The sequence below is a fragment of the Waddlia chondrophila WSU 86-1044 genome (assembly GCF_000092785.1).
GTDB classification, from domain to species: domain Bacteria; phylum Chlamydiota; class Chlamydiia; order Chlamydiales; family Waddliaceae; genus Waddlia; species Waddlia chondrophila.
In genome coordinates this window covers 953,071-968,221 of record NC_014225.1, presented here as the reverse complement: position 1 = coordinate 968,221, position 15,151 = coordinate 953,071, and the positions used below count along the sequence as shown (strand labels likewise).

The 15,151-nt window shown below is 42.9% G+C and carries 17 protein-coding genes and 2 tRNA genes; 8 read left to right on the top strand and 11 right to left on the bottom strand.

Annotated features, from left to right (window positions below; genetic code table 11):
* Nucleotides 1–46: 46 nt before the first annotated feature.
* Nucleotides 47–478 (bottom strand): ester cyclase, encoded by a 432-nt coding sequence (locus tag WCW_RS04360; RefSeq protein WP_041941516.1) that lies wholly within the window; start codon nt 476–478, stop codon nt 47–49.
* A gap of 136 nt (nt 479–614) precedes the next feature.
* On the opposite strand from WCW_RS04360, the gene WCW_RS04355 reads away from it, so the two are divergent.
* On the top strand, nt 615–2,414 hold the full coding sequence (locus tag WCW_RS04355) for an ABC-F family ATP-binding cassette domain-containing protein (protein ID WP_013181975.1): 1,800 nt from the start codon (nt 615–617) through the stop codon (nt 2,412–2,414).
* Nucleotides 2,415–2,423: 9 nt separating this feature from the next.
* Here the strand turns inward: WCW_RS04355 and WCW_RS04350 are convergent, their stop codons facing one another.
* On the bottom strand, nt 2,424–3,053 hold the full coding sequence (locus WCW_RS04350) for a thymidine kinase (protein WP_013181974.1): 630 nt from the start codon (nt 3,051–3,053) through the stop codon (nt 2,424–2,426).
* A 114-nt stretch (nt 3,054–3,167) separates the two neighbouring features.
* Between WCW_RS04350 and WCW_RS04345 the strand changes: the two genes are divergently transcribed.
* Complete coding sequence (locus WCW_RS04345; RefSeq protein WP_013181973.1) at nt 3,168–3,413, top strand: nicotinamide mononucleotide transporter; 246 nt, start codon at nt 3,168–3,170, stop codon at nt 3,411–3,413.
* Here the strand turns inward: WCW_RS04345 and WCW_RS04340 are convergent.
* Nucleotides 3,386–4,279 (bottom strand): DMT family transporter, encoded by an 894-nt coding sequence (locus tag WCW_RS04340; RefSeq protein WP_162268173.1) that lies wholly within the window; start codon nt 4,277–4,279, stop codon nt 3,386–3,388. The two genes, WCW_RS04345 and WCW_RS04340, sit on opposite strands and share 28 nt — an antisense overlap.
* A 101-nt stretch (nt 4,280–4,380) precedes the next feature.
* Nucleotides 4,381–5,409, bottom strand: a complete 1,029-nt coding sequence (locus tag WCW_RS04335) for a hypothetical protein (protein WP_013181971.1) — start codon at nt 5,407–5,409, stop codon at nt 4,381–4,383.
* A gap of 174 nt (nt 5,410–5,583) precedes the next feature.
* On the opposite strand from WCW_RS04335, the gene WCW_RS04330 reads away from it, so the two are divergent.
* Together WCW_RS04330 and WCW_RS04325 are read left to right on the top strand one after the other, a co-directional pair.
* Entirely contained in the window at nt 5,584–6,054 is a 471-nt protein-coding gene (locus WCW_RS04330; protein WP_013181970.1) for a hypothetical protein, read from the top strand.
* A complete protein-coding gene (locus WCW_RS04325) occupies nt 6,047–6,544 on the top strand; it encodes a nucleoside deaminase (protein ID WP_013181969.1) in 498 nt (165 codons plus the stop codon). The genes WCW_RS04330 and WCW_RS04325 overlap by 8 nt, the downstream gene beginning before the upstream one ends.
* On the opposite strand, the gene WCW_RS04320 is transcribed toward WCW_RS04325, so the two are convergent.
* Nucleotides 6,517–9,375 carry an aconitate hydratase gene (locus WCW_RS04320; protein ID WP_013181968.1) on the bottom strand — a complete coding sequence of 953 codons (2,859 nt, stop codon included), beginning with the start codon at nt 9,373–9,375 and terminating at the stop codon, nt 6,517–6,519. The two genes, WCW_RS04325 and WCW_RS04320, sit on opposite strands and share 28 nt — an antisense overlap.
* Nucleotides 9,376–9,453: 78 nt before the next feature.
* Between WCW_RS04320 and WCW_RS04315 the strand changes: the two genes are divergently transcribed.
* Entirely contained in the window at nt 9,454–10,197 is a 744-nt protein-coding gene (locus tag WCW_RS04315) for a hypothetical protein (protein WP_013181967.1), read from the top strand.
* Here WCW_RS04315 and WCW_RS04310 read toward each other — a convergent pair.
* Both WCW_RS04310 and WCW_RS04305 read right to left on the bottom strand, forming a co-directional pair.
* Nucleotides 10,181–10,633, bottom strand: a complete 453-nt coding sequence (locus WCW_RS04310) for a DUF6790 family protein (RefSeq protein ID WP_013181966.1) — start codon at nt 10,631–10,633, stop codon at nt 10,181–10,183. The two genes, WCW_RS04315 and WCW_RS04310, sit on opposite strands and share 17 nt — an antisense overlap.
* 1 nt (nt 10,634) lies before the next feature.
* Nucleotides 10,635–11,678, bottom strand: a complete 1,044-nt coding sequence (locus tag WCW_RS04305; RefSeq protein WP_049767116.1) for an NAD(P)-binding domain-containing protein — start codon at nt 11,676–11,678, stop codon at nt 10,635–10,637.
* Nucleotides 11,679–11,724: 46 nt separating this feature from the next.
* On the opposite strand from WCW_RS04305, the gene WCW_RS04300 reads away from it, so the two are divergent.
* A complete protein-coding gene (locus WCW_RS04300; protein WP_013181964.1) occupies nt 11,725–12,582 on the top strand; it encodes a bifunctional methionine sulfoxide reductase B/A protein in 858 nt (285 codons plus the stop codon).
* The gene (locus WCW_RS04295; RefSeq protein WP_013181963.1) at nt 12,579–13,250 is read left to right on the top strand and encodes an O-methyltransferase; all 672 of its coding nucleotides are present in this window, start codon (nt 12,579–12,581) and stop codon (nt 13,248–13,250) included. The genes WCW_RS04300 and WCW_RS04295 overlap by 4 nt, the downstream gene beginning before the upstream one ends.
* Here WCW_RS04295 and WCW_RS04290 read toward each other — a convergent pair.
* The 4 genes from WCW_RS04290 to WCW_RS04275 all read right to left on the bottom strand — a co-directional run bounded on the left by WCW_RS04290 (nt 13,247) and on the right by WCW_RS04275 (nt 14,330).
* Nucleotides 13,247–13,624, bottom strand: a complete 378-nt coding sequence (locus WCW_RS04290; protein WP_013181962.1) for a hypothetical protein — start codon at nt 13,622–13,624, stop codon at nt 13,247–13,249. The genes WCW_RS04295 and WCW_RS04290 overlap by 4 nt on opposite strands.
* 162 nt (nt 13,625–13,786) lie before the next feature.
* A tRNA-Tyr gene (locus WCW_RS04285) sits at nt 13,787–13,869 on the bottom strand.
* Between the two features lie 14 nt (nt 13,870–13,883).
* Nucleotides 13,884–13,956, bottom strand: a tRNA-Thr gene (locus WCW_RS04280).
* 41 nt (nt 13,957–13,997) lie between these two features.
* A complete protein-coding gene (locus WCW_RS04275) occupies nt 13,998–14,330 on the bottom strand; it encodes an SEC-C metal-binding domain-containing protein (RefSeq protein ID WP_013181961.1) in 333 nt (110 codons plus the stop codon).
* Nucleotides 14,331–14,414: 84 nt separating this feature from the next.
* Between WCW_RS04275 and WCW_RS04270 the strand changes: the two genes are divergently transcribed.
* Nucleotides 14,415–15,149 (top strand): tRNA lysidine(34) synthetase, encoded by a 735-nt coding sequence (locus WCW_RS04270; protein ID WP_013181960.1) that lies wholly within the window; start codon nt 14,415–14,417, stop codon nt 15,147–15,149.
* The last annotated feature ends 2 nt before the right edge of the window (nt 15,150–15,151 follow it).

The window sequence follows — 15,151 nt, the reverse complement described above, 5'->3', positions numbered from 1 at the left end:
TTTAAGATTTATTAAAGATTTTTCCCAATAAAAGTTTTTCAAATAATTATTCAACCCCTAACTGTTCCAATAGGCCGGGAAGGCTGCCGTGAAGTTTTTGCTCTATCCTAAGCTCTTTAATTTTACCATTTTCCAATGAGATCAATGCGTGTTCTTCCGGCATATGAATTTTTCGACGAGTTGCAGGCAAAGAAGAAAACCCTTCAATAGGAAGATTAAGCTCGCCTAAATGAGTGCCGGTAATACTCACTGTCACTTCTATCGCGTTGTTGATCCTTTCAACTTTTTGGATATTGTAAGCCCAGTCGGGAAAAGCTGTTTGAATGGCAATTTGGAAATCCAGCCAGATCTCTTTTCCTATCGGATCAGGAGTGGATTCGAAATATTTAAAATCATCGGCTATGATTTCCTGCAATGTGTTCCAATCGCTTTTTTCAATCGACTCAAAGAATGAGACTACTCGTTCAATATCATCCATATTTATCATTCGCTCTTTTTATAAAATAAGCATATATTCTCTAATTATCAACTTTTCTAATTATTTTCAATCGCTATTCCTTGAAATTGTTTCGGTATAAGTCTATAATTCATAAACCTGAAATGCATATGAAAAAATGATTAAAGCTGAAAATCTGACTAAATCCTACGGCGGCCTAACGTTATTTTCCGGAATCTCCTTCCAGATTGACAAAGGGGAAAGATGCAGTTTTGTTGGACGCAACGGTTCTGGCAAAAGCACCTTGTTTAAAATCTTAATTGGCGAAGAAAGTGCTGATGAAGGGGTGATCTCAATGCCCAAAAGCTATCGAATCGGTTATCTCCATCAGCATATCCGATTCACGCAGCCTACTGTTCAAATGGAAGCTGCTCTTTGCTTACCTGAAGAAGAGAGAGAAACTCCCTATAGAGTCGAAGTGATTTTATCAGGCCTTGGATTTGAAGAAGGAGATTTTTCCAAACCCCCTGAAAGTTTTTCTGGAGGCTTTCAATTAAGAATTCAGCTTGCCAAAACTCTAGCTGAGGAACCAGACTGCCTTCTACTTGACGAACCGACAAACTATCTCGACATTATTTCCATACGATGGCTTGAAAAATTCCTCAAAAATTGGAAAAGTGAATTGATCATCATCTCGCATGACAGAGCTTTTTTAGACTCCATCTCCACACATACAATGGGAATCCATCGCAACAAGTTGCAGCATCTCTCAGGAACAACTCAGGAGTACTACAATCACATTTTACTCGAAGAAGAATCCCAAGAAAAAGCACGCCTGAAAATCGAAAAGAAAAAAGAGCATGTAGAGTCTTACATCAACCGATTTGGAGCCAAAGCGACAAAAGCTAAACAGGCACAGTCTCGATTAAAAGCGATTGAAAAACTCCCCTCTTTGGAAAAGTTGACGCAGTTAGACAACCTTGATTTCCAATTCCAAACCTCCCCTTTTCCAGGGCGATGCATGCTTGAGGCCAGAAATCTCTCTTTTGCCTATGAAGGAATGGAAGATCTTTTGATTTCCGATTTTTCTTTAGAAGTTGAGCCCGGTGAAAGGCTGGCAGTGATTGGAAAAAATGGCAGAGGCAAATCTACCCTGCTTAAACTCCTTGCTAATGAACTTGTACCCTTGAACGGAGAAATCAAAAGATCCGAAAATCTGGCAGTTGGATATTTTGGACAAACAAATGTCGCTAATCTCAATCCCAGCTTATCCATTGAGGAGGAGATCTCCCTTTCAAATCCCGATCTTCCCTTCAGCGAAATTAAGCGCATCTGCGGGATCATGATGTTTTCCCAAAAACAGTCTGAAAAAAAAATCCGCGTGTTGTCAGGGGGTGAGAAAAGCCGGGTACTTTTAGGCAAAATTCTGGCGGCTAAGTGCAATCTTCTCTTACTGGATGAACCGACAAATCATCTTGATCTTGAATCTGTGGAAGCGCTGGTGAAAGCCCTTGAAACATTTCCCGGAAGTGTTATCATCGTCTCTCACGCAGAAGAAATCCTGCATCGGATTCCAGAAAAGCTGATCCTCTGCCATGAAGATCGCCAAGAAATTTTTCTCGGAAATTATGGATATTTTCTCGAAAAAATCGGCTGGAATGACGAAGGTCTAATCAAAGCAAAATCGGATAAAAGCGACAAAAAAGCTCAAAAAAGAGAACGGGCTGAAAAGATACAAGCACGCTCAAAAGAGCTGAATCCCATAAAAAAGAAGATCGAAAGATTAGAAGCTGAAATTGAATTCAAAGAACTAGAGCTTTCCGATCTCCAACGCCAATTGGAATCCGATCCTGGAAGCATCGCCGAAGCGGCCAAAGCTTATGGAACGAAACAAAAAGAGATTGATCTTCTTTTTCAGGAACTGGAAATTCAATATGAAAAGCATGAGCAAGTCATGCAATCTTATCATCTTGATTAGGCCGTGTCATTAACTCATTGCAAATTCTTCAATGAAGTGTCCGGTGTGATCCCTTTTACGGTCAATGCGGTAGCATCGCCTGCATCTTGCTTCATAACACTCCTGTCCTCCAACAAGAATCGTGGGATCGTCATATTTAGCCGGTTTCCCATTGATCAATCGCTGGGTAAAATTTGCATCATTCCCGCAAACAACACAAATCGCCCGCAATTTGCACACCTCGTCGGCAAGCGACATCAAAGTAGGGACAATCCCAAAAGGTTCGCAACGAAAATCCATGTCCAGACCTGCAACTAAGACTCGTTTGCCGCTCTCTACCATCATTAACAAAATGGGAATGATCTCGTCTGGGAAAAACTGAATCTCGTCAATTCCAACGACATCGACAGCTCCATCTACGCACCGTTTCAAGGTGTTCAAGCCATCTTTGCAAGGTTCAATAGGCTGGGCGGTCCTTTCAACTCCGCTATGGCTAACAATGCAAGAATAAGACTTTCTGTTATCAATCTCATGCTTAATTGTCATCACATTTTTTTTCGCATACTCAGCGCGGCGAAGACGCAGCATCAACTCCTCTGTTTTTCCTGAGAACATCGACCCGCAAATCACCTCCAATTTGCCTGAGAACGTTTGAGTCATTGCTGCACCCCCTTTTTATTTATGAGAGATAGTATTAAGTTCATTTCAATGTACAATTTTCGTACGATTACCTATCGTATACATTTTCGGAATTTCAAACCAAGGACGTAAGCGATGACTTTTGAAAATCTCTCCTGGATTTTTGTTATCCTATCGCTGGCAGGAAATGTTTTTGTCATAAAAAAAAATGTGATCGGCCAGTGGCTATGGGCAATCAGCAACATTGGATGGGTCGTCTATGATTTATCTATCGGCAACTACTCACAAGCGCTTTTGTTCGCAGTGTACGTCTGCACTTCCATTTGGGGAATCATCGCATGGACCAAAGACGATCAGTTCCTCAATAAGGGATTGTCGTGATCCGTTTTCCGGCGTTTTGCCAACATGCCGCTGGCAAGAATAAGGGAAAAAAGAATTAACGCCACACCAAGCCAGAGGTTCCATCGCAGCGTTTCATCAAGGAATACCCATCCTAAGAAAACTGCGACAACAGGGAGTAGATAGACGGCAAGCGAAACCTGAGCTGCGCTTCCTTTTTTAATTAAATGAAAATAGATGCACCATGGAATTGCTGTTCCAAAGATCCCGAGCGACAAGGCAACAGCTGAAACCTTGAAGGTAAATCCATGAAAGGCAGCTCTTCCCTCGATAAAAAATGTCATTAAAAACAAAATCAGTCCCGATAAAATCAGCTGCACCGTCACAGCGGCAATATGAGGAACATTATCCAACTTTTCTTTAGAATAAACAAAGCTCGCTGCAAAAGAAACAGCCATGACAACAAGAAACATCTTGCCCAGAAAGCGTTCTTCCGTGTGGCCTGATGTCTGCATAATATCGGGAGCAAAAATCGTTAAAATTCCCAAAAAACCTATCGCGATGCCTAATATTTCATTTTTCGACAATCTCCTGTGAGGAGTAAAAAGAGCAGTAAAAAGGGCAACAATCAAAGGTACGGAACCTTCAATAATTCCTGCTGTCGAACTTTGAACCATCGTCTCCCCTATTGCACAGCATAAGAAAGGCACAACATTTCCAAAAATAGCCATAAACAAAAGGTGTTTTCCCGAAGGGAAAACAGCTGACAGAGATCTTTGAGTCAGTAAACAATACCCCAATAAGAAAAGAGCCGCAGATCCGCATCTGACAGTCGTCAATGCCAAAGGAGAAACTGCTTCAACTCCTATTTTAATCAATAAAAATGTAGGCCCCCAGAATGCCGCCAAGAGCACTAAACCAAAAAAATCTCTAAATTTCAATCTAAACGCAGCCTAAGAGGGTGTCTAAAAAATGACACCCTCTAATAAATTTTAACAATCGGCATCATTCAATAGATCACATGCAATCCGATGCTCATTCCATGATAAGAAAGATTAGAATCATTGACCAGTACTTTATCTTGCAGCGCCGTATTAAGTGGCGGCTGTTTAAAAAAATTATCGATTGCCAACGCGATATTACGGTAACTAAGATATTGATATCCAATGTAAAAATGAGATCCCATACTCCATTCATAGAGTAATTTCGCTCCAGCATCAATCCCCCAAGAAGTGCGTGTACTGCTTTCCTTTTGCTTCAGTTCTTTGGAAGCTGAACCAGCCGTTGCAAAAAGCTCGTACTGGGTGCAATTGGCGTAAACAGCCCCTTTTCCGAATAATTCAAAAGAGAAGCAAGAGGTGCAAGGAAAACAAATATTCATTCCTAGCTGAAATCCATGCATATCATTTGTCGCCTCGGTCGAAGAGCGGTACCAGTTAGATTCCGCCAAGCCAGTCGTTTGATATTTCAAATCCTCATGCAAACATTGATAACGATATCCATAAAGAAAAGCTCCTCGGAAAATCCCCCACAATCTTTTCACGTTGACTTCCACAGTTTGCAACTTGGACTCAAATGCAATCGATTGCTCGCCTGATTGATCAGAATAAGGAAATCCGCCAAGAGGATCTTGTCCGAAATCGCTGTAAATGGAGTATAGCTGATGATTCTGATCCTGCACTTTTTCTGATGCATTCCAGCAAATTCCCGGCATCCAGACAATTTCCACAGCCTTGCTTCCCTTAAGATTTACCTGGCCAACCAATTGATAGCCCCATTCCCATCCAGGATCTAAAAGATCCGAATGTAAAACGATAGGACCTGAAATCCCGTTGGAAGTAAAATTTACGCGATCGCTGTCGCCGCACCGTTTGAGATAAAGCAGCTCAGCGCCTACCTCAAATCCGCATGCATCCCAGCATAAAGGATTAAGCTCTGGAATCAGCATTCCTGCGCACTGCCAAATACCAAACGCTTGCAATGAAAAAGGAATACTGGTAATTAATAAGAGAAAAAATTTTGTACAAAATACGTTCATAGGAACTCCAAAGAAATCTAAAGAAGTTGAAAATACTAAATCAATTCCGGAAAATTTTGAAACAAATTTTCGAATAAAAACGAGCAAAAATGTATAGTTTTTTATTGACAAGGTAAGAGTTATTTAGGTATAATGATGATAGGGAAGAATGTAGAAAAAATAAGGGGCAGAGGCATGCTTTGCGACAATAATTGCCGCTGGGTGATTCTTTGCGTATGTTCCCTGATCTTTGGCCTCCCCTCCACGCTATCCTCTGATGCTCGCTTCGAAGAGGGCGCCTATGACGAATTCGATCAAGAAGAGGAGCATTCTGCTAAAGAAGAAGGGACAGGGCCAGCGGATGCCTCTCCCCAACCATTTTTTCAAAAGGGGATCCAAAGAAGGCTAGACTACCAAAAGCGGGTTCAGGAAAAAAGGAATTACTTCGACAATAAGGTTCCAAGGAATCAAATTCCCCGCAATACCATTCCGAAAAACCAAATCCCCAGAAAAGAAATTGAACCCAGCCCCATTCCCAGAACATCCATTGAAAAAAGTCCCATTGAAAGAAACGCCATTCCCCGGCAGCCGATTGAAAGAAAGCGGATAGAAAAAAATCCTATTCCAAGAAAATCTATTCCCCACGGTTCTATTTCAAATGAATAATATCACTGATAGCGAGTGTATCTATTTAGAACGCTGCCTGACTTTGGCAGAAATTTCTCTGAAATCCGGAGATGAACCGTTTGCTTCTCTGCTGGTAAACGAAAAAGGAGAAATTATTGCAGAAGCGCGCAATAGAATAAACGAGCATAATGTCTTAGCTCATCCTGAAATCGAACTTGCACAATGGGCTGCCAATCACCTGACTAGAAATAAAAGAAAGCTTACAACCATGTATACCACAGGAGAACACTGTCCAATGTGTGCAGCAGCTCACGGCTTGGTCGGCTTGGGTAAAATTGTGTACATAAGCTCGTCTGCTCAACTTGCTTCGTGGCTCAAGGAACTAAATATCCATGAACCACCGATAAATTTCATACCGATCCAGGAAATTTTGCCGCATACCCAAGTGATAGGGCCAATAGCTGCACTAACAGATAGAGTCAAAAACATGCATGTAAGGCATTATGCAATCAACTGCCGAAGCACATAAGGCATGATTCCTCCGTGTTTGTAATAGTCCACTTCAACAGGAGTCTCTAATCTGACAATAACGGGAACTTTATGCACTTTTCCATCCTTTTCAATATGCAGCTCAACCTCTTGACCGGCTCGAATTCCTTCTTCAAGCCCCTTCACGGAGATGATCTCCTCTCCCGTTAATCCGAGGGAATCCGCATTATCTCCTGCCATAAACTGCAAAGGCAGCACTCCCATCCCGACAAGATTGCTTCTATGAATGCGTTCGAAACTGCCGGCAACAACAGCATGAACGCCAAGCAAAGCTGTTCCCTTCGCGGCCCAGTCGCGTGAACTTCCCATCCCATAATCTTTACCGGCAAAGACAATCAGGGGAATTTTCCGCTTTTGATACTCTTGGCTTGCGTCAAACAAAGGCATCAGCTTTCCTTCGGGCATCAACTTTGTCCATCCCCCCTCCTTTCCATCAGCCATTTGGTTCCGAATGCGGACATTTGCAAACGTTCCCCGCATCATGACATTGTGGTTCCCTCTCCTGCTGCCGTAGCTATTGAAACGCTTTTCTTCCACCCCTTTCGAAATCAAATATTTTCCAGCTGAAGTGTCGGATTTAAAAGCCCCTGCAGGAGAAATGTGATCCGTTGTCACTGAATCGCCATAAATAGCCAAAGGCCTCATTCCTTCAAGAGGTGGCATCTCTGGCAATGTCTTTTCAAACCCTGCAAAATAAGGCGGACACTGAATGTAGGTGCTAGAATCCTTCCATGGATACTGCAGCCCTTTACCCACTTCAATCCCTTTCCAAACAGGATTATCAGATTCTACATTTGAATACCTTTCAGAAAACATCGTTGGTTTCAAAGATCTTTGAATTGCCTCGTTAACCTCTTCCTGAGTCGGCCAAACATCTTTTAAATACACTTCGTTACCTTCCCGATCGTACCCGAGAGGTTCTTGATCGAAGTTAATATCGATCCTGCCCGCGATGGCAAAAGCGACAACTAAAGGAGGCGACATTAAAAAATTCGCTTTGACCGATCCGTGGATTCGAGCTTCGAAATTTCTGTTGCCGCTCAAAACGCTGGCTGTTACCAAATCTGCTGAGCGGATAGCTTCTTCCATCTCATCATCCAATGGACCGCTATTGCCAATGCAAGTTGTACACCCATACGCAACCAGATTGAATCCTAGAGCATTCAAATAGCGCTGCAAACCGCTTTTCTCCAAATAGTCAGTGACAACTCTGGAACCGGGAGCAAGACTGGTTTTTACCCGCTTATTAACTTTCAATCCTTTTTCCACTGCTTTTTTTGCTAAAAGCCCGGCGCCTATCATCACGTTGGGATTGCTGGTATTCGTACAGCTTGTGATCGCTGCAATGACAACTGACCCATGAGTTAAGACCGTATCGCATACAGTTCCATCAATTTGAACAGGTTCTTGAGGTCCTTTCGATACTGCATAAGTGATCGGCCGATTAGCCACCATTTCAGCTTCATCCATTTCAGGAATATGGCCATCATCGCTTTCCAACGTCTCTTTTCCCCCTGAAACGTATTCTCTGGAAAGAAGAATCGTCCCGCCTGAGTGGACACAGACTTTAGGACGCTCCAACTGGCCACCTTTGCCATATCCCCCTCTTTCAAGGGGAAGCTTCATCAACTCTTCAAATTTCATTTTTACTTGTGATAATTCAATTCTGTCTTGCGGACGCTTAGGCCCTGACACGCAAGGGTTGACGCTGGAAAGATCAAGTTCAAGCACTTTTGTATAATCAACTTCTCCTTGACGAGGGATCCCGAACATTCCTTGCGCTTCCAAATATTCTCTGACAATAGCAATGTGCTCCTCGCTTCTCCCTGTCATGCGCATGTAGTCCAGGCTTTTCTCATCCACTGGATAAAAGCCGATCGTTGCCCCATATTCGGGAGACATGTTTGCCATAGTTGCTCTGTCTGCAACAGAAAGACTTGCTGCTCCATCGCCGAAATACTCAACAAACTTGCCCACCACATTTTCTGCTCTTAATAGCTCGGTAACTCTTAAAGTCAAATCGGTTGCCGTCACTCCCTCTCTCAGCTGCCCCGACATATGCAGTCCGATCACTTCTGGCATGGGAATAAAAACAGGCTGTCCGAGCATCGCAGCTTCAGCCTCGATCCCTCCGACTCCCCATCCGACAACACCCAAGCCATTGACCATCGTCGTATGCGAATCTGTTCCTACTAATGTATCGGGATAAAGGAGATAGCCGTTATTTGCCTCCTTTTTAGAAACAACCGTAGAGATTAACTCCAAGTTCACCTGGTGGCAGATCCCGATTCCTGGAGGAACAATCTTTAATGTCTGAAACGCCTGAGATCCCCACTTCAAGAACTCGTATCTTTCTTGATTTCGTTCAAATTCCGTCTTAAGGTTGAAAAGATAGGAGTCTTCGGTACCGAACCGATCAACTTGGACTGAATGGTCGATAATTAAATCCACCGGCACTAACGGTTCGATCAACCCGGGATCCATCCCTTTCGCCGCAATCGCTTCCCTCATTGCAGCTAGGTCCACAAGCAACGGAACCCCTGTAAAATCCTGCAGTAAAACCCGCGCCACAACGAAAGGGATTTCCGCATTTCCCGGCTTTTCCGCATTCCAATTGGCTAGCTGTTTGACATTCTCTGCTGTGATTTTTTTTTCGTCGCAGTTGCGCAAAACAGACTCTAAAACGACGCGGATAGAGATCGGCAACCGGCTGATCTTACCAATTCCCTGCTTTTCAAGAGCAGGCAGCGAATAATAATAATGATTAGGTTTTCCTGGCAGCGCTTTGAGTGTATTGAACTGGGACGTCATAAAATTTTCTCCTTTTGTCTTTATTTAACCATTGGCAGAAGGTAAAATCAAGATTTATACCGAACCAATTTCAAACTCATGAAAATCATCATCACCTTTTTTCTCTTATTTGCAGCCCCGCTCATCGGAACACAGAGTAAGCCTCCCTCCATTTCAAAAGAGATTTGGAGCGAAGTCAGCCCTTACCTACTCCCTGAAAATCACCCTCTTAAGCCCTGCCTAGATCTCATTTTTTCAACAAACTGCATCGCGAACGGCATCTCACTCTATAAAGCAGGGTTCCGCTATGATTCTTATAACAATCCAATGAAAGTGATTGTCGCCAAGCATCCGAAATTAGAAGGTTATATCATTAAACTCTTCCTGGACAACCAACCGGTCGGCTCGGAGTGGCCGCATTGGATCAAAAGAATTGAAGGAGCCAAGCTGATCAAAAAAATAATTGAGCAAAAAGAATACACAGCCTCCTTTAAAGTCCCTCGAAAATGGATCTATTTCATCCCCTGCAAACACAATATCCTCTCAGGCCGGCATTTTATTCTCATCGCAGAAGAGATGGACATTGTCCAACACCGCAAGACATGCTCCCAATGGAAAAACCAAGCAACCTATGAGCAAATTTATATGTTCTGGGATCTACTGGAAACCTGCGGCCTTTCCGACTCCATTTACATTCAAAATATCCCTTATTGCAAAGATGGCAAGTATACATTCCTTGATACCGAATATTACCTGGACTGGCCAATCGAGTATCACAAATTTAACAAATACCTAAAAAAGGGAAAGCTCAAGCTTTGGAAACAGCTTACAAATCAAGAGTGAAAGCAATCCAAAGTGCAGAAGGGATCAAAAAATCCCCGTACATAATAAAAGCTGTATTGCTAGAAGCTGATTCTCCAATATAGTACGCTTGATAAAAATGAGCAATCAGATCTCCCCAAAACAAGGCAGAAGCAAATAGAATGACCGACAAGCGAAAGTCCCTTCCCTTTTTAAACGCGATAATGCCGTTGATTCCAAGCCCCAGGAATGCGGCGGCAGCAGAATATTGAAAGTTGCACACATTCCATCCGGCAAGCTTCGCCCCAAGCTCTGTGTGAAAGGCATAGAGGTAAAAAGCCCAAATTCCTCCCAGTCCTATAGGTAAGAGCATAAAATAACTTAGCAGTCCCTGCTGTCTGATTAGAGCCCAAATACAAGCAACTCCCAGAGCTACCAAGAAAAAATTGTGAAAAATAAAGGTTAAAACATCTTTCATTTTATTGTTCCAATGGACCGCTATAAAAATATTCTGTTGAATACCACCTGCGATCCGGCAAGTCAACAGAAAATTTTTGCGAGATATCTTCCATGATTTTGCCTACATGGTGATGAGTATTCTCTATATAGACCTTATACGTTTCTTGCGTTCCTGCAATCGCCGTTCCCAAAACATAGACATCTTTCACGTTAGTTTCCATGGTTTTTTCGTTAAAAGAAGGAACTCCAAGTTGAGACAGCTTGACTCTTAGCTGCTGAAAAAGATTCATCTCTGCTTCAAAACCAATTGCTTTCACAACAAAGTCGGCAAAGATCATCTCTCCTGTTGACAGGCGTGCTTTCGCCGGAAAAATTTCTTCTACAACAGTTTCAAAAAAACACCGGATCTCTCCTCTTTTTATCCTCCCTTTCAGCTCCGGCAAAAGCCAATATTTGATCGTATCGGGATCAAATCCTTGACCTCTAGTTACAAGAGTCACGCGAGCTCCTGCATGAAAAGCTCTAAGGGCTCCTTCCGCAGCAGAATTTTTTCCCCCAATGATCAGAAGATGACGCCCGAAATAGTGATGAGGGTCTTCAAGCTTTGTTTGCACATGAACAAGATCTTCTCCAGGAATTCCCATCGTACGCGGCTTTGAGGTTCCGCCCGTTGCTAATACTACGCAAGCTGCACGATAAGTTTTTTTCCCTCTTGCAGACAGAGTTTTTATGATGAACTGATCACCTTTTTCAATATTGACAACCGTTTCATAAGCATTGACTGTCAGCTGATATTTCATACAAGTCGCTCGGATATAAGCTAAATAGAGCTCCCGCGTACATTTTTGCTGCTGCGTTGTTTGAATCGGCATCCCGGCAATGCCAATTTTCTCAGAGGAACTGAAAAATTGTGTACCGACAGGAAAGCGGTAAATCGCCTCAGCAACCTGCCCCTTATCAAATTGGATATAGGAAACGCCAGCCTGTTTCAAAGCGATTGCAAGTTCAAGCCCAAGCGGTCCAGCTCCTACTATTGCGATTTGATAGGTTAGAGATAGCTTCATAGACAACAAATAACGCATTTTTGGATAATAAGGAAGGAGATAAAAAATGAAGCGCTATCATCCTCTCAATCCCGAAGAAGAAAAAATCATCGTACACAAAGGTACAGAATACCCCGGTACCGGTAAATTTGAACAGACAAAGGAATCGGGAATTTACCTCTGTAGAAGGTGTGATGCCCCTCTTTATCTATCCTCGGATAAATTTTCATCCGGATGCGGATGGCCCAGCTTTGATGATGAGCTTCCTGGAGCCATCCAAAAGCAAGTTGATGCCGACGGCAAAAGAACTGAGATTCTTTGTAAACGCTGCGGAGGGCATCTCGGACATGTTTTTCTCAATGAAGGCATCACAAAAAAAAACACCCGTCACTGCGTCAATTCGATCTCTCTTGACTTTATTCCGGCGTTTACAAAAGAGGGGCATGGCAAAGCGATTTTTGCTGCAGGCTGCTTCTGGGGAGTGGAGCATTTATTCAAAGATCTCCCTGGAGTCATTGCCTCTACAGTTGGTTATACCGGAGGAAAAGTGGCCGACCCGACTTACCAGGAGGTGTGCAGCGACCGCACTGGTCATGCGGAAGCGATAGAAGTGATTTACGACAAAAACATCACAACATTCGAAAAATTGACAAAATTTTTCTTCGAAATTCACGATCCAACAGAACAAAATCGGCAGGGCCCTGATATCGGCTCGCAGTATCGGTCAGAAATTTTCTACCTGACCGACGATCAAAAAAAAGCTTCAGAAGACCTAATCAAACAATTGAAAAACAAGGGGTTCGATGTTGCGACTCGAGTAACTCCGGCCAGCCTATTTTATCCTGCGGAAAAGGATCATCAACATTACTACGACAAAACGGGCAAAGCCCCCTATTGCCACTTTAGGACTCCACGATTTGAATGAACCCTTATCACGAAAAAGCAAAAGAAATCCAACACTACCTCAACGCTTTATTTGCACCTGAGGATTCTTTTTTATGTGAAGTGAAGCATCAAATGGAAATCAATCACCTTCCCCCGATCTCCATTTCTCCTTTTATCGGTAAATTTCTTGCACTACTGGCAGGTCTTGTGAACGCGAAGCGCATATTGGAAATCGGAACACTCGGAGGCTATAGCGCAATTTGGATGGGAAGAACGCTGCCTGAAAACGGAGAGCTTATTTCGATTGAAATTAACCCGAAAAACGCCGAAGTCGCGAGAAAAAATCTCAAAGATGCTGGGCTGGAATCTAAAGTCGATGTAAAAGTCGGAAATGCGCTGAGAATCATCGAAGAAATGTCTGATCCATTCGATCTGATTTTCCTTGATGGGGACAAGCCCAATTATCCCCATTATCTCGAGCCAATGATCCGCCTGTGCCGTCCTGGCGGGTTGATCCTTGCAGACAACCTCATTCGAAGAGGAAAAGCGGTGAACCCTTCACCCACAGATGAACAGGCAAATGCAATCGCAACATTTAACAGACTGATTGCCAGCCATCCTAAACTAGAGTCTGTGATCATTCCCACTCTCGTCGGCTACATTGGAGGCGATCTTGATGGATTAAGCATTTCACGGGTGAAGAGTTAAAAAGTGCCATAATAAAGCAACACAAGCCCTATTATTCCCCAAATCACTCCGAAAAAACGAAAAAATTCAGAGGACCGTTCGTAGATAAACTCTAAACGAGATGCAAAATCAGAACAGGAGATCAGGCCAACTCCTTTAATTAAGCTTATCCAACCAACCACTGTGATGATGACTGGCCAATCCAGAACCCACACATTATGAACGCTGACAATCCAAGCTCCCAGAAAAATTGCAACAATGCCTCCAAAAAACATCAAGGACTCGCTTTTCAACATCTCACTATAAATTCTTTTGATCCTCTCTGGATTAAAGATTAAAGCAAGACTAACAGCGATAAAATAAATACCTAAAATCTTTGCTAAAATAAGTTCCATTTCAACACCTCCTCCCTCTAAGAATTATTATATCAATAATTTTAAAATAGAACAAATCCTACTACATATATCTAATAATCAGACTTTTAATGATTTAAAATTGATTTCTAATTTATTCGTTGAAACTATACCGATTTCAATAATGATCGGTATAAGAAAGGATGGGGGTGGTTGGATTCGAACCAACGTAGACCGAAGTCGAGAGGTTTACAGCCTCTTGCAATTGGCCACTATGCGACACCCCCTAAGAAAGGAGAAATGCTGGCAGTAAGACTTGAACTCACAACCGTCCGATTACAAATCGGGTGCTCTACCAGTTGAGCTATGCCAGCTAACTTGAAGTGGAAGTTATATCAGATCCTGAAATTTTGACTCAAGCAGAATCGTCTTCAGATCTCTTTTTTTTTGCTTCTTCACTCGCTTCTAAATATTCCTTCAATGATTGATTCGCATCAATCTCTGGCATCTCTTCAGGCTTGGGAACAATGCTTGAAAGCGCTTCTTTTAAATTTGATCCCTCTTCTCCTTTAATCGCCTCTCCAAACGTCCGCTCCATTAAATCCGGAAATTCTTTCATCAAACCACTTTTGATGACAGAAGCCTTGAACTTGCGTTTACCCAAAGGCAAACGTTTGTTCCAACAACACTGCTTATATTTTTTCCCGGATCCGCAAGGACAAGGATCATTGCGCCCTACTTTAGACATAAATTTCCTCAATCTCATTGACTTATCAATGTCATAGAGAATAAACTATTTAGCAGGAAATTGCAACTAGAGATTATTTTTCTCATGTCAGTTCAACTAGCACAACCGCCATGGACAAAACTAGGCAGAAAAATCGAAAGCGCCACTAGAAAAGCGCTTTACGACTTCGAGATGGCGGATCAAAACATCGCCGTTGCGCTCAGCGGAGGCAAAGACAGCCTCACTCTGCTGTTTATGCTTGCGGCCATATCCGGAAAAGGATTTCCCGATTTTCACCTAGCAGCAGTGCATGTCACAGGTGAATTCTCGTGCGGCGCAGGGGTAGATCTCCCCTATTTGTCCGCAATCTGTTCAAAACTAAATATCCCCTTTGTCGTCAAAGAATCCAACCAAAAGCTTGAAACACTCGAATGCTACAGCTGCTCGAGGGAAAGAAGAAAACTTCTCTTTGAAGCCGCTGAACAACTCGGCGCGAAAACGATCGCTTTCGGTCATCATAGAGATGACAATGCACAAACCATTCTCATGAATATGCTGCACAAAGGAGAGTTTTGCGGAAACTTGCCGAAATTACACATGATCGACTACGGAAAAACAATCATCCGCCCCCTTACCTATGTAAGCGAAGAGGAAATCCGCCGGTTTGCCGAACAACAAGGATTTTCCCGCGTTATGTGCCGCTGTCCCGTCGGACAAAACTCCATGCGAAAAAAAGTCGATGATTTGATCGAAGAAATTGAGGTACTATACCCACATGCTCGCGAAAACATCGCACGAGCAGGACTGAAATATGGATCAGATAAAGCCAGGAGAAAGTAAAG